The sequence below is a fragment of the Bradyrhizobium sp. BR14999 genome, from assembly GCF_056106085.1.
The window spans coordinates 1702189-1715932 of sequence record NZ_CM148536.1 but is presented as its reverse complement, the minus strand read 5'-3'; the positions used below and the strand labels follow the sequence as shown (position 1 = coordinate 1715932).

11 protein-coding genes are annotated in these 13744 nt (G+C 65.9%); 2 read left to right on the top strand and 9 right to left on the bottom strand.

What is annotated here, in order from left to right:
* Positions 1–267 precede the first annotated feature (267 nt).
* The 4 genes from ACR9YP_RS07905 to ACR9YP_RS07890 form a co-directional block, all read right to left on the bottom strand.
* On the bottom strand, positions 268–1209 hold the full coding sequence (locus ACR9YP_RS07905; RefSeq protein ID WP_438103343.1) for a dihydrodipicolinate synthase family protein: 942 nt from the start codon (positions 1207–1209) through the stop codon (positions 268–270).
* 138 nt (positions 1210–1347) lie between these two features.
* Positions 1348–3429, bottom strand: coding sequence for a methyl-accepting chemotaxis protein (locus ACR9YP_RS07900; protein ID WP_438103345.1), 2082 nt, complete (start codon positions 3427–3429; stop codon positions 1348–1350).
* A 113-nt stretch (positions 3430–3542) separates the two neighbouring features.
* Complete coding sequence (locus ACR9YP_RS07895) at positions 3543–4313, bottom strand: enoyl-CoA hydratase (RefSeq protein ID WP_438103347.1); 771 nt, start codon at positions 4311–4313, stop codon at positions 3543–3545.
* The gene (locus ACR9YP_RS07890) at positions 4310–4750 is read right to left on the bottom strand and encodes a MarR family winged helix-turn-helix transcriptional regulator (RefSeq protein ID WP_438103349.1); all 441 of its coding nucleotides are present in this window, start codon (positions 4748–4750) and stop codon (positions 4310–4312) included. Before ACR9YP_RS07890 ends, ACR9YP_RS07895 begins: the two co-directional genes overlap by 4 nt.
* A 139-nt stretch (positions 4751–4889) precedes the next feature.
* Here ACR9YP_RS07890 and ACR9YP_RS07885 point away from each other — a divergent pair, with 139 nt between their 5' ends.
* Positions 4890–6041, top strand: coding sequence for an ATP-dependent Clp protease adaptor ClpS (locus ACR9YP_RS07885; RefSeq protein WP_474219323.1), 1152 nt, complete (start codon positions 4890–4892; stop codon positions 6039–6041).
* A gap of 38 nt (positions 6042–6079) precedes the next feature.
* Positions 6080–6604, top strand: coding sequence for an AAA family ATPase (locus tag ACR9YP_RS07880; RefSeq protein ID WP_438103353.1), 525 nt, complete (start codon positions 6080–6082; stop codon positions 6602–6604).
* A 33-nt stretch (positions 6605–6637) separates the two neighbouring features.
* On the opposite strand, the gene ACR9YP_RS07875 is transcribed toward ACR9YP_RS07880, so the two are convergent.
* From ACR9YP_RS07875 to ACR9YP_RS07855, 5 genes are all read right to left on the bottom strand, one after another.
* Positions 6638–8296: a tannase/feruloyl esterase family alpha/beta hydrolase gene (locus ACR9YP_RS07875; protein WP_438103355.1), complete on the bottom strand. Its 1659-nt coding sequence runs from the start codon at positions 8294–8296 to the stop codon at positions 6638–6640.
* 81 nt (positions 8297–8377) lie between these two features.
* Positions 8378–9622, bottom strand: a complete 1245-nt coding sequence (serA, locus tag ACR9YP_RS07870; RefSeq protein ID WP_438103357.1) for a phosphoglycerate dehydrogenase — start codon at positions 9620–9622, stop codon at positions 8378–8380.
* Between the two features lie 323 nt (positions 9623–9945).
* Positions 9946–11178, bottom strand: a complete 1233-nt coding sequence (locus tag ACR9YP_RS07865; RefSeq protein WP_438103358.1) for a rhodanese-like domain-containing protein — start codon at positions 11176–11178, stop codon at positions 9946–9948.
* Between the two features lie 75 nt (positions 11179–11253).
* Positions 11254–12438, bottom strand: a complete 1185-nt coding sequence (locus ACR9YP_RS07860) for a PepSY-associated TM helix domain-containing protein (RefSeq protein ID WP_438103360.1) — start codon at positions 12436–12438, stop codon at positions 11254–11256.
* A gap of 415 nt (positions 12439–12853) precedes the next feature.
* Entirely contained in the window at positions 12854–13738 is an 885-nt protein-coding gene (locus ACR9YP_RS07855; protein ID WP_438103362.1) for a dihydrodipicolinate synthase family protein, read from the bottom strand.
* Positions 13739–13744 lie beyond the last annotated feature (6 nt).

Here is a 13744-nt window from a genome sequence, read left to right as displayed (position 1 = left end):
ATAATATGTCATCGCCGGGCTGCGGGAAACGGGCGGAATCGCGTTAATTCGACGCCATCCGGCGAGATGGGCTGATGAGATGAGGCAATCGCGTACCTCACCCTCGATGTCGTCCCGGCCTAGTGCGCAATTGCGCACGGGGGCCGGGACCCATACTCCCAGGGAGCGGTTATGGCGCGAGCTGGTAACTCCGAATCTTCGCCAAACCAAATGCCGTGGTTATGGATCCCGGCTTTCGCCGGGACGACAGCGGAGTATATTTGCGCCCTACTTCCCCCACCGCAGCGCCAGCGCATCGCGCTCCTTGGCCAGCTCCAGCAGCCCCGCGCGCGTCGCCGGATGCAGCGGCTGGAGCGGATGGCGCACCGTGTCCGACTTGATGACGCCGCCGGCCTGCATCATCACCTTGCAGGCGATCAGGCCGCATTGGCGGTTCTCGTAATTGATCAGCGGCAGCCAGCGCTCATAGGCGGCTTTCGCCTCTTCGCGCTTGCCGGCGAAATAGGGATCGATGATCTGGCGGATGCCGTCGGGATAGCCGCCGCCGGTCATCGCGCCAGTGGCGCCGGCATCGAGATCGGCCAGCAGCGTGATCGCCTCCTCGCCGTCCCAGGGGCCCTCGATGTCCTTGCCGCCCGCCTCGATCAGGCTGCGCAGCTTGGCGGCGGCGAAGGGCACCTCGATCTTGAAATAGCGGATGTTGGCGAGCTCCCGTGCCAGCCGCGCGAGCAGCTCGACGGAGAGCGGCGTGCCGGCCACCGGCGCATCCTGGATCATGACGGGAATGTTGATCGCGTCCGAGAGCACCTTGAAGAATTCGACGATGCCTTTCTCGGGCACGCGGAAGGTCGCGCCGTGATAGGGCGGCATCACCATCACCATGGCAGCGCCGGCCGCCTCGGCCTGCCGGCTGCGCGCGGCGCAGACCGCCGAGCTGAAATGCGTGGTGGTGACGATCACGGGAACCCGGCCCGCCACATGTTGCAGCACCGCATGCATCACCGTTTCGCGCTCGGCATCGGTGAGCACGAACTGCTCGGAGAAATTGGCGAGGATGCAGAGGCCGTTCGAGCCGGCATCGATCATGAAATCGATGCAGCGACGCTGGCCCTCGAGGTCGAGCTCGCCGCGCTCGTCGAAGATGGTGGGCGCGACCGGGAACACGCCGCGATAGGGGCGCTGGACCTTGTGTTGTGGCGTGACCGGCATCGAACTCTCCATCCCAGATGTATCTTACGTCTGTCTCAGCGCTCGCGAAGCGAGCCGGCACAGATGTACCCGCCGCGCGGACCGGCGGCAATGCCCGCGCGACGTTGGATGGAAGAACTGAGGGAGACTACGAGGCGACTACGCGGTCTTCACGGCGCCCAAAAAGCCCTCGACCGCGACGCGGAGACGATCGGCGTCGGCCGACATCTTCTTGACGGAATCCGACAACACCGTGCCGGCGTTGCCGGTCTCCTGGTTCAGCCTGGCGACGCTGCCGATGGTGTCGGTGACCTCGCGGGTGCCTTGTGCGGCCTGCTGGAAGTTGCGCGAGATCTCGGTGGTCGCCGCGCGCTGCTGCTCGACGGCGGCGGCAATCGCCGTCATCTTCTCGTCAATGCCGCTGATGGCGCCGCCGATCGAACGGATGGCAGCCACGGCCTGGCCGGTGGCGCCCTGGATTTCCTCAACCTGGCGCGATATCTCTTCGGTCGCGGTTGCGGTCTGCGCCGCAAGGCTCTTGACCTCGCCGGCGACCACGGCAAAGCCGCGGCCGGCCTCGCCCGCGCGCGCCGCTTCGATGGTGGCGTTCAAGGCCAAGAGGTTGGTCTGGCCGGCGATGGCGTTGATCATCTTCACGACCTCGCCGATGCGGCTTGCGGTCTGGTCGAGAATCTCCACCGTCGCATTGGTCTGCTCGGCCTGCGCAACGGCCTCGCGGGCCTCGCGGGCGCTGGACTGCACCTGTGCGGAGATCTCGCCGACGGATGCGGAGAGTTCCTCGGTCGCGGCCGCGATGGTCTCGAGATTGTTGGTCGCCTGCTCGGCCGCGGAGGAGACCGCCGCGGTCTGGCTGCCCGATTCCGAAACCAGCGAGCGCACGTCAGTCGCAGTGGCATCGAGCTCCCTCGTCGACGCTACGACGCTCTGGATGACCGCCTGCACCGTATCGTCGAAGCTGTGGCACGCTGCATCGACGGTGCCGGAGCGGGCGAGCTGGAGCGCCTGCTGCGATTCGCGCTCCTGGCCCAGGCGTTCGGCGGTGGCCGCGCTTTCGCGCAGGCTTTCGAGCGCGGCAGCCATGGTGCCGAATTCGTCGGGATGCCGGGATTGCGGCACCGGAGTCGCATAGTCGCGCGCGCTGATGCGGGCTATGGCATCGAGAATGGCGCGCACCGGGCGCATGAGGCGATTGCGCACCACGAACACGCCGGCCAGGGTCACGGCCAGCGCCAGCAGGAACGTGAGCGACTGCACGATCAGATTGGTGAGGGCTTTCTGCTGAACCGTCTCCGCGCGTGCGATCGACTGGTCGAGGGCCTTGTTGGCGATGGCGACGATGGTCGCGAACGGCGACTGGCAAAGCGCGTTCCATTCAGCGGCGGGCATCGCGGGACGGCCGCTGCCGTCGAAGCTTTTGGTCAGCTCGCCGATCTGCTTGAGGACACCGTTGGTCTTGGCCCGCGCCTCCTTGGCCGCATTGGCGAGGTCCGCGGTCACATCAGGCGCGGCCAGCAGCTCCTCCATGCCGGTCCAGCCGGCTGTGACGATGCCGTTCCAGCCGGCCACGGTCTGCTTCTGGGTCTCGTCCAGCGGCTTGGAGCTGTTGACGTTCGGGCGCAGGGTCGAGCACTGGATGCCGTAGCGGTCGCGCACCTGCCAGGCGAGGCGGCGGGCCTGGATCATGCGGGCGATGAAAGGATCGTTCATCCACGCGCGGTTCGACACGGCGGTGGACGCGAGATTGGCGGTCTCGATCACCCTGGTGACGGCATCGTACCAGGCGGCGGTGCGCTCCACCTTGCGCTCGCCGCGCGGCAGCTTGGCCTCGTCGTAGAACAGCTGGAATTTCGGCGCGGCCTCGCTCCAACGCTGCTTCAACGTGCTCGCAAGCTCGTCCCGGCGGGCGAATTCGACGGTGGAGAGCGCGGCCATGATGGCGTCAAAGCCGGCCTGCTCTGCCTTCTCGGCGGCGCCCAGCTTGGCGCGCGGATCGTCCTCGCCGAGCAGCGCGCTCTGAGCATCGCCGCGATTGTTGCGCAAGGACAGCACGCCATGGAAGATCGCCTTGTCGGCGTTCGCGAGCCGTTCGGTTTCCAAACTGTCGCTGTAGCGGCCGAAGGCGCCGAACATCTGGATCGCCGTGCTGGTCAGCGCACCAACCGCCAGCAGCGCCATCAACACCAGGAGAAGCGTGCTTACCGATTTCTTAAACATTGCCATGGGCCGGGGCCTACTCGTCACGAATAGGCCACCTTGCATCGCGACATGCCAAGGTTTGGTTAAGGCTTTAATCAAATACCCGCGGTTGTGCCTGCCGGTAGGGCCGCGTTCCTTCACCCAACCTTGGTGAAATCAGGCGGACGGCGCTCCGCAAAGGCGGTGAATGCCTCGCGCGCTTCGGCGGTGCGCAGGCGCTGCGCGAACTGCTCGCCCTCCGCGTTCATCTGCGCGACCAGCGCCTCGCCATTGCGCATCAGCCGCTTGGTGGCGATGAGCGCGCCGGCCGGCTGGCGGGCCAGACGCTGGGCGAGTGCGAGCGCCTCGGTATCGAGCCGGTCGAGCGGCACCACCCAGTTGGCGAGGCCCCATTCCAGCGCGGCCTGCGCCGGCACCGTCTCGCCAAGCGCAAACATCTCGTAGGCCCGGGCATAGCCGATGCGCGCCGGCATCAACAGGCTGGAGGCGGCTTCCGGTACCAGCGCCAGGCCGACGAACGGCGTCGACAATTGCGCATTGTCGGCGAGCACGACGAGATCGCAATGCAACAGCATCGTGGTGCCGACACCGACGGCGCGGCCCTGCACGGCCGCAACCAGCGGCCGGGTGCATCGTGCCAGCGACTGGATGAAGCGCACGACGTTGCGGCTGCCTTCCGATTTGCCCGCAGCAACCGCCGCGAATTCGCCGACATCGTTGCCGGCAGTGAACATGTCGCCCTCGCCGCGGATCAGGATCACGCGGGCCGACGGATCGAACTCGGCGGATTCGATGCTGTCGGCGAGCTTGCCGTACATCGCGTCCGTGAGCGCGTTCTTCTTGTCGGGGCGCGCCAATGTCAGCGTGAGAATTCCGCCATTGCTCTCGATCCGGACGTGCTCGGTCATTCCTCTACTCCTCTTGGAAACTTGTCCTGAATGCTCGTCAGCCAGCGCGCGACGATGTCGATCTCAGCAACCGTAAATCCTTCCGTCAGCGCCGCGTTGACCTCCGCCGCGCCTGCTTTCGCCTGCGCCAGCGCGGTGCGCCCCTTCGGCGTCAGCCAGATCCGCCAGGCGCGGCCGTCCTCGCGGTCGGCTCGCCGCTCGATCAGTTTGGCGGCCGCGGTGCGGTCGACGAGGCCGGAAATGCCGGCCGGGCCAAGATCGAGCGCCGCGCCCGCCTCGCCCATCAGCACGCCGTCCTGTCGGCCGAGGATGAAGAGCAGCCCGGCCTGCGCCGGCGTCACCTCGCTCTCGGGCCGAGCCGCCATCCAGCGCTGCAACCGGCGTTGCGCGACGCTCAGCAGGTAGATCAGCCGATGGTGGGGTACTTTAGTTCGCATGCGAAATATATATTCGGGGTTGGTGGGATTGTCAAAAGAGCTTGCTAAGCGCCACACGCTTGACCGCCGGCTCTTTTTATGTTCCTTATTTGTTCTGTTCTAGTTTTGGTTGTGGCGGAGTTATTTCATGACGGACGATGTGCGCGGCGAGCGTGAGCCGGCTCAGCTCGTGATTTACAACGATGACGACACGCCGGACGAGTTCGTCATCGGGCTGCTCCGCCAGGTTTTTGGCAAGTCGGACCGCGAAGCAGCCGCTCTGATGATGCGGATCGAGCGCGAGGAGAAAGCCGCCTGCGGTCCCTACCCGCAATCCGTCGCAGAGGCGCTTTTCAAGTCGGCCAGTCAATATATTTGGCTGGGCCAGCATCCCCTGAAGATCACGCTGGAAGAGATCAGGACTCCCTGTGAGCTCTGCGGCAAGCCGAAAGGGCAGACGGATGTTCGCATCGGCAGCCGTACCGTGTGGCTATGCAACGACTGCATGCGCGCCGCAGACACCGTGAATGCGCCGCAAGAACCGGAAAAGGAGCTCGAACACGCCTGCGAGGTGCTGGACTGGCACTTCACCGGCGTCCCACGCAGCAAGCTCGTGACCACGATCCGTCAGTTTCCCGGCCATATGCGGGTAGATCTCCAGGCCGCGATCGACCGCCTGTTCGGCAAGGCGATCCGGCTTTTCGGGCTGAACGAGGAACAGCGCTACGAAACGCTGTCGATTTCACGGCTCCTTCGGGAAGGCCGCAACGCGCTCGCGATTGCACCGCTGCAATATTCTGACCTCGATGTCGGCGAGAAGAGCCCGGTCAAGTGCCTCGATAACGGTCTGTGGCTGTGCGAGCAGGATGGTCTTCGCTACGCGGTATTGCTCTGCGCGCACCGCGAATACAGCCGCGAGCCGGGGATTCGACTAGAAATCGTTGTGCCTGCGGGCACCGCAGGCGCAGTCCTCGTCCAGCAATGCTTCGGCGAATTGGAACAGGCCGTGCAAGCCGCGCGCACCTATCGCGGAAAAATCCTCTCGCTTGATGCCGACTCTGACTATCGCGGATACTCGCGCGGCATCACCGTGCATCGGTTGCCGCCGGTGTCGCGGAACGAGGTGATCCTCCCGGAGCGGACCTTGCGGCTGCTCGATCGCAACGTGCTGAATTTCGTCGGCACGCGCGATCAGTTGCGCCGGCTTGGCCAGTCGACACGCAAGGGCATCCTTTTGTACGGGCCGCCCGGCACGGGCAAGACCCACACGATCCGCTATCTCGCAACACATTTGCCGGGCATACGACGCTGATCATCACCGCCGAGCAAATCGGCCTTCTCGGTGCCTATATGAGCCTGGCACGGCTGCTTCAGCCGTCGATGGTCGTGATCGAGGACGTCGATCTCATTGCCCGCGACCGCGACGACATGGGGCCGTGTGAGGAGTCCATGTTGAACAAATTGCTCAACGAGATGGACGGGCTGAAGGAGGACGCAGACATCCTGTTCATCCTGACCACCAATCGGCCGGAGGACCTCGAAAGTGCGCTCGCCGGTCGCCCCGGTCGCATCGACCAGGCGATCGAAGTGCCCCTGCCTGACGAGACCGGCCGCAACAAGCTGGCTCGGCTCTATGGCAAAGGACTGCCGCTCAATGATGCGGTCGTCGCGGAGGCCGCCCGACGCAGCGAGGGCACGAGCTGCGCGTTCATCAAGGAACTGATGCGACGGCTGGCGCAGGCCAGCCTCGCTCGCGATGGCGGCAACTCCGTAACGTCAGCCGATATCGACGAGGCCCTCGATGACATGCTGTTCTCCGGCGGCCGCCTCAATGCGCGCCTGCTCGGCGGCGCGCAGGAGATGGCAGCGGGATGAAGTTAGTCGCGAAGGCCAGCCGGCCTCCTCCCTTTAGGGCGCACAGGTGAAGCTCGAGGCCTCCGTCAACGGGCCGCGCTTGTAGTGCGGCCAGGCTGGCCAGCGGCACAGCGGCAGCGCGCGGGTCACCGCAAACGACGGCGCCTCGATCTTCTGCTCGGTGACTTCGAGATCGCCGGGCGCCTTGCCGTTCTCGACCCAGTCGACCAGCGCGCTCAGCATGTCGACATTGGCCGGCGCCCCGGAGCCGACATGGTCGACACCGGGGGCGGTGTAGAGCCGCGCAAACTCGGCGGTCTCGGCCTTGCCGAGCTTGCGCTCGACGCTCTCGAAATAGCGGATGCCGGCATAGGGGCTCTGTGCGTAGTCGGCCATGTGCTCGAGCATGATCAGCCGACCGCCGCGCATCCGGAAGCGGCTGAGATCGGGATCGGTCGAATCCATCAGCTTGGAGACTTCGAGCAGCCGCGCCTTGTGCTCCTCCAGCTTGTAGGTGGTGACGTCAAGCTTGGGATCGCGCGCGAACACATATTGAATGCCTCCGGCGCCATAGATCCAGGCGATGCCATTGTTGGGCGCAGGCGGCTGCGCCGGCGGCGCGGTGCCGAGCCACCAGGCCACCCAGCCGCCGGTCGGGCCGATTGCCGGCGTGTCCTCGCCGGAGATGCCCCAACCCGGATAATCGTCGAGACCATTGGCGAGCGCGAACGGGAATTTGTAGGTGCCATGCAGCGTGTTCACGGCCTTGATCTGCGCCTCAGTGAGACACTGATCGCCGCTCTGGCCCGCCGCGCAGCGCAGCGTCTCGACCTTGAACGCCGCCTTGCAGGCGACCGGATCCTGCACCAGCGCATCGTCGGAGCCATCGGCCTTGTCGCAGGCCGCGCGCACGGCATCACCCACGAGCTTGACCTGTGCCGGATTGATCCAACCCGCGCCCATGGTCGCGAGACCAGAGCGGGTGCCGGCATGCTGCAAGCCGACCCAGTTGATCACGGGCACACGGGCGAAGATGCCGTCGAAATCGTCGGGGTAGCGCTGGGCCATGGTGAGGCCTTCGCGGCCACCCTCGGACGAGCCCATGAAATACATCTTGTCCGGCTTCCTGCCGTAAGCGCGCTGCATCAGCGCGACGGCGGCATCGCGCACCTTCTTGTAGGCGCGATGAGCGAAATTCTCGAACGCCTCATCGTTGAGCGCGAACAGCTGCGGTGGCTCGCCCTGCTTGGTCTCGTGGCCGGAATCGGTGCCATAGGTGACGAAGCCGCGCGCCAGCGGTGACGGCTTGTCGAACGGATAAGCCGGCGGCAGCGCAAGTCCCGTGATCAGCACGCCGTTAAAACCGCCGCCGCCATATTGCAGCGAGCGCCCGTTCCATTCGACGGGAAGATTGACCTCGAATTTGATCGGCGGCGTCTTGGGATCGGTGGGATCGATGTGTCCGAGCACCTTGCAGAAGCGCGGATTGGCCGGCGTGATGCGTCCCGACGGGGTCGGCCCGCGCTCGGCGACCGCGAGTTGCGACGGCGCCTGCAACGCCGCGGAATCAATCTTCACGGCGTCAGTGCCGACGAGCGCCTTGCAGACGGCATCTGCATCTTCCGCCAGCGTCGCCGCCGACGCGCTGCCCGCAGTCAACGCAGCCGCGGTCCCTACGAGCAAGACACAGAGCTTCGCACGCATTTGCGCCATCGTTCCCCCCGTTTTCTATTCTCGTTCGATCCGTCAGGAAGCCGCATTGAAGGCGACCTCCGGCCGGCCGTCAATGACGCGCTAGTGCTCGAACACCAGCCGCGCGCCGACCGTGCCGTCGAGGGCGCGGATCTGCTGGAGCAGCGCGGCTGAATCCTGACCGCCGAGGTCGGCGTCGAGCACGACATAGCCGAGGTCGCCGGCGGTCTCCAGATATTGCGCGGCGATGTTGATGTCGCGCTGGAGGAAGACTTCGTTGAGCCGGCGCAGCATGCCAGGCACGTTGCGATGGACGTGGCTGAAGCGCGCGCCGGAGGGGCGCAAGTGCAGCTGCACCTCGGGGAAGTTCACCGCGCCCATGGTCGATCCCGTGATGAAATAGTCGATCAGCTTGCGCGCGACCTCACCGCCGATGCGCTCCTGCGCCTCCTCGGTCGAGCCGCCGATATGCGGCGTGAGGATGACGTTCTCGAGGCCCTGCACCGGGCTCTTGAACCGATCCGCGTTCGAGGAGGGCTCGACCGGAAACACGTCGACGGCCGCGCCGGCGAGATGACCATCGCGCAAGGCGCGCGCGAGCGCATCGAGATCGACCACGGTGCCGCGGCTGTTGTTGATCAGGAACGAGCCTGATTTCATCGCCCGCAGCTCCTTCTCGCCGATCATGCCTGATGTCTCCGGCGTTTCCGGCACGTGCAGGCTGACGATGTCACTCTGCGCCAGCAGCTCTTCCAGTTTCTCGACCGGCTCGGTGTTGCCGTGACGGAGCTTGTCGGTTCGGTCGAAGTAGATCACGCGCATGCCCATGGCTTCGGCGAGCGTCGAGAGCTGCGAGCCGATATTACCGTAGCCGACGATGCCGAGCGTGCGGCCGCGGACCTCGCGGCTGCCGGTCGCCGACTTGTCCCAGCCGCCCTCATGCGCCGACACCGAGCGCGGAAAGATCCGCCGCAGCAGCATCACGATCTCGCCGATCACGAGCTCGGCGACGCTGCGCGTGTTGGAGAACGGCGCGTTGAAGACGGGAATGCCGCGCTTGTGCGCCGCGGTGAGATCGACCTGATTGGTTCCAACGCTGAAGCAGCCGACTGCGAGTAGCTGGCCGGCGGCGCCAAGCACCTCGTCGGTGATCTGGGTGCGCGAGCGGATGCCGAGCAGCGACACGCCCTTGAGCGCCCGCCGCAGATATTCGCCGTCCAGCGCCTTGGTCAGGCGCTCGACATTGGTGAAGCCCGCGCTTTTGAACAGGTCGACAGCGCTGTCATTGACGCCTTCGAGCAGCAGCGCCTTCGCATTCCGCTCGGGGCTTTGGCCTGGGGCTGGCATGGTGTCTCCGTAAGTAGCAGCTTTGCCGCAGCTCATAGACCGCGGACGGTCCGCGGCACAATAGGAATTGGATGCGGGGAGAGGATGGCGGCGGCCGGTAAGCAGGGAGGGCACCGCTCTCAGCTTCAAAGTCGTCCTGGCGAAAGCCAGGACCCATTATCCCAGACGCCTGGTGTCCGGCAATCTGGGGCCACGAGATCCCCAGACAACACGGGACGGTGGTAATGGATCCTGGATCAGCGCTCGCTATCGGACAACGCTACGCGTTGCCAAGCGCTCGCTTGTCCAGGACGACGAAGAAGATTTGTTGCGCGCCAACAGAGTCAAATCACATAAAACCCGTGCGTTCCATCCCGGCGGAGCTGCTCGACGAGACCGTACTCCCAATCCAGATAGGCCTGCATCGCGGCTTGCGCGACGTCGGTGCCTTCATAGGGCCGGCGGTAGCGAAGCGCCGGGTCGGGCTTGGGCAGCAGGCGCGGCGGACCAACTTCGAGCGCGCCGTCATAGCCGCCTTCGAGCACATAGACCTCCCAGCCCATCTGCGCCAGCCAGGACGCCGTCATGTCGGCACGCACGGCCTTGTCGTCGGTCAGCAGGATACGCGCCCCGCGCACCGGCGCGGCCATGTCGGTCTCCTGGACCAGCTGGCCGCCGGGATAATGACGGAAGCCCGGCAGATGGCCCGCGGCATATTCCTCCGCGTCGCGCACGTCGAAGCGATAGAGCGTGCGATCGGTCTGCACGACAAGCGCCGCCGCCTCGCTCGCGCCGATATGACGAACGCCGGCGCGATAGGCGACGTCGCGGGCATTGGCCGGGCCGCCTTCGAACGGCCCGATCGCGCCGCGCCTGTCGGCGCCGTGATCGAGCGTGTGGCGCGACAGCGTCCAGCCGATGGTACCGTTGCGCAGCGCGCGCACCTTGTTGGGCATGCCGGCATTGATCAGCGACTGGGTGCCGATGATCGAGCGCGTGCGGCCGGCGCAGTTGACGATGATGGTGGTTTCAGGGTCGGGCGCGGCCTGCCCGGCCCGCAGCACCAGCTCCGCGCCGGGCACGCTGACCGAGCCCGGAATGTTCATGGTGGCATATTCGTCGAAGCGGCGGACATCGAGGATGGCGATGTTGGCCTTCTCGGCAATGAGTTTGGCCACCTCGTCGGCGCTGAGCGAAGGCGTATGGCGGCGCGCCTCGACCAGCTCGCCAAATGCTTTCGAATAGGAATTGACGTCCTCGAACACTTCGTAGCCCGCCGCGTGCCAAGCCTTTAGCCCGCCTTCGAGCACGCGGATGCTGCTGTAGCCGAGCGCGGCCAGCCGTTCGGCGCCGGTTGCGACCAGCCCCTCGCCGTCATCATAGAGCACGATCGCCACGTCCTTGCGCGGCAGCCTGACCTCGGCTTCGACCGCGATCCGGTCGGCAGCCATGTTGGCGGCGAACAGCGGATGACCGGTCGCGAACGCCGCCTCGTATCTGAGATCAAGCAGCGCGATCTCCTCGCGCAGGAGCAGCGCGCGGCGGATCTCGGCGGGCGTGACGGTGGGAAGCTTCATGGCGTGAACCCTTGGGGAGGACAGGCCACGGGCTTTTGAACCATTGCAAGCGCGTTGGCTAGCCTTCGCCGCGGCTCACTCGCCGGGAACGAGCCGCCCCAGCGGCGGCTGCGCCGGGCGCCGCAGCTTGCGGCGTGACAGATAGAGCAGAATGCCGGTGACGGCGAACAGCGGCATCAAGGCCGCGGCAATCATGAAGGCGAGCTTGCCGGGCCAGCCCAGGATGGCGCCGCGGTGGATGTCGTAAATGGCCGCGATGACCTTCTCGCCGAACGTCTTGTCGGAATAGCGCTCCGCGGAAGCCAGCTGACCGGTGACCGCGTCGATACGAAACTCGTCGCGCGTGGCCTCGAGCGTCATGTCCTTCCCCCACGACCGGATCCGGATCACCGTGCCGGGGCTCGCCGGCAGCGTCAGCAAAGCCCTAGCGAAGCGGCCGCCCTCCTCGCGCTGGAACGTCGTCCATGCCTGATCGAAGCCGATCGGCTGCGCCGGCTCGGGACGGCCGGCAGCGCGCGGCGGGTTTGCGGGCATCATCTTCGCCGCCGGGCCTTGCGGCCGCGACAACAACCAGACGACGCCATCCTTGTACCAGTCGAACGAGTACCAGAGCCCGGTGAGCGTCATCACCAGATAGATCGGCAGGACCCAGGTGCCGATGATGGCATGCAGCGACCGGTGCAGGCCGCGGCCGCTAAGCGAGAGATTCGGCTTCAGCCACATCTTCACGCTGCCGGCACGACGCGGCCAGCGCAGCACGAGGCCCGAGACCAGCATGACGATCAAGCCGAGCGCCACGACGCCGGTGATCTGACGTCCCCAGCCCTTGGCGTCGCCGGGGATGAGCAGCCAGCGATGCAGCCTGCGCACGGTCGCGAAAAACTCCTCGCCGCGCGGCGAGCCCAGCACGCGTGCGTCATAGGGGTCGACATAGAGCGAGGCCGGCCTCCCGCCCTGCTCGTCGCGCCCGAAGCGGACACGCACCGCCGCGGACGGATCGCTCGACAGCATGACGGCCGAGACTTTGCCGACGTCGTGCGTTGCCTTCAGCCGTGCAACCAGCTCGTCCGGCATCAGCGCCGGCGCGGGCCGCGGCACCACCAGCATGATGCCAGCGTTGAGATGGTCGACGATCTCGTCCTCAAAACTCATGATCGCGCCAGTCAGCGCGATCAAGGCAAGCAGCAGCGCGAGCGCGAGCCCCGCGATGGAATGGACCTGAAGCAGGATGGACTTAAAGGCACGCCAGGACTCACGCATCGGCACCGCCCCCTCTGGTCGGGACGACCCGCAAATCGGCTTCAGCGCGCTGCAGCCCCATCGCTAGAACTTCACCATCGCCGACAGCGAGAAACGACGCGCATCACCAGCGGCACGGCCGCTGCGATGAGAAGACCTGCACGGCTCTTGCCGGCGTGGGGTCGACGACCGTTCACGCGCAGGCCGTCCAGATGAGCAGGCACGTTCGATTCACTTCCAAGTCAGACACAGCATTGAAGCTGGCGCGTCTAACAGACACGGTGCGCGAAGAGAACCGTCCGCGGAGTTGAATCGCTCTAGTGTTGAACGGTTCTAAGAACGGAGCGGCAGCGGACGGCAATCTCCAATTGCCGTCGTGCCAACCGCGACACGTCGTGCGCGCGTTCGCGGCGACGTATCACGACTTTGTGCGGTCTCACGCGATCGCAGGCGCCATCAGCGCGTCGATCTTCCGCAGGAACGCGGAGCCGTCGGACGAGGCGCGGAGCGGCGGACGCACGCGCAGCCAGCCGGCATCGCCCGTCTGCGCCGCGAGGATCGCCTTCAGCGTTGCGGTGAACGACGGCGTCTTCAGCACGATGTCGATCGCGGCCTGCATGCGCGCCTCGACATCCTTGCCCTCGACCATGCCCTTGACCAGCTCGGGCACGACATTGGCCATGCCGCAGATGGTGCCGGCGCCGCCGGCAGCGATCGCACGCGTGATATCGGCTTCGTTGCCGACGGTGATGGCGAGCTCGGGGCTAGCTACGCGGAAGGCCTGGAACTGCTTGAAGTCGCCGCTGGAGTCTTTCAGGCCCGCGACCTGCTTGCCATAGCGCTTGCGCAAGCTCGCGGCGACGTTGGTCGGAATCGCAACGCCCGACGTCTGAGGGATGTGATAGAGATAGGCGCGCAGCCGGTCGTCGGCGATGCCGTCGATGATCGCGGCAAAGGCATCCTCGATACCATCAGGCGTGACGCTGCGATCGAAGTAGGGCGGCAGCAACAGGACGTGGCGCAGGCCGAGGCCGAGCACGGCGCGCGTCAATGCGATGCTGTCGGTAATAGCGGGGAAGCCGCCGCCGATGCCGATACGCTCCGGCGCGATGCCGGCCTTGAGCATGGCTTCGATGGTCGCAACGCGCTCAGGGACATTGAACGAGGTGCCCTCGCCGGTGGTGCCGAACAGAACGACACCATCGACGCCCTTGCTGAAGAGTTGCTTGGCATGCGCCGCGAGCTTTGCGGAGTCCACGCTGCCGTCCGTCGCCAGCGGCGTCGCCGACGCCACCCAGAACCCGCGAATTGCCTCCGTCATCTCACT

Excerpts from the sequence above, each read along its gene's own strand:
- ACR9YP_RS07860 (WP_438103360.1), bottom strand. The coding sequence starts at position 12,438 with ATGCGTGAGTCCTGGCGTGCCTTTAAGTCCATCCTGCTTCAGGTCCAT.
- ACR9YP_RS07880 (WP_438103353.1), top strand. The coding sequence starts at position 6,080 with ATGAGCCTGGCACGGCTGCTTCAGCCGTCGATGGTCGTGATCGAGGAC.
- ACR9YP_RS07905 (WP_438103343.1), bottom strand. The coding sequence starts at position 1,209 with ATGCCGGTCACGCCACAACACAAGGTCCAGCGCCCCTATCGCGGCGTG.
- ACR9YP_RS07895 (WP_438103347.1), bottom strand. The coding sequence starts at position 4,313 with ATGACCGAGCACGTCCGGATCGAGAGCAATGGCGGAATTCTCACGCTG.
- ACR9YP_RS07865 (WP_438103358.1), bottom strand. The coding sequence starts at position 11,178 with ATGAAGCTTCCCACCGTCACGCCCGCCGAGATCCGCCGCGCGCTGCTC.
- serA (WP_438103357.1), bottom strand. The coding sequence starts at position 9,622 with ATGCCAGCCCCAGGCCAAAGCCCCGAGCGGAATGCGAAGGCGCTGCTG.
- ACR9YP_RS07900 (WP_438103345.1), bottom strand. The coding sequence starts at position 3,429 with ATGGCAATGTTTAAGAAATCGGTAAGCACGCTTCTCCTGGTGTTGATG.
- ACR9YP_RS07890 (WP_438103349.1), bottom strand. The coding sequence starts at position 4,750 with ATGCGAACTAAAGTACCCCACCATCGGCTGATCTACCTGCTGAGCGTC.
- ACR9YP_RS07875 (WP_438103355.1), bottom strand. The coding sequence starts at position 8,296 with ATGGCGCAAATGCGTGCGAAGCTCTGTGTCTTGCTCGTAGGGACCGCG.
- ACR9YP_RS07855 (WP_438103362.1), bottom strand. The coding sequence starts at position 13,738 with ATGACGGAGGCAATTCGCGGGTTCTGGGTGGCGTCGGCGACGCCGCTG.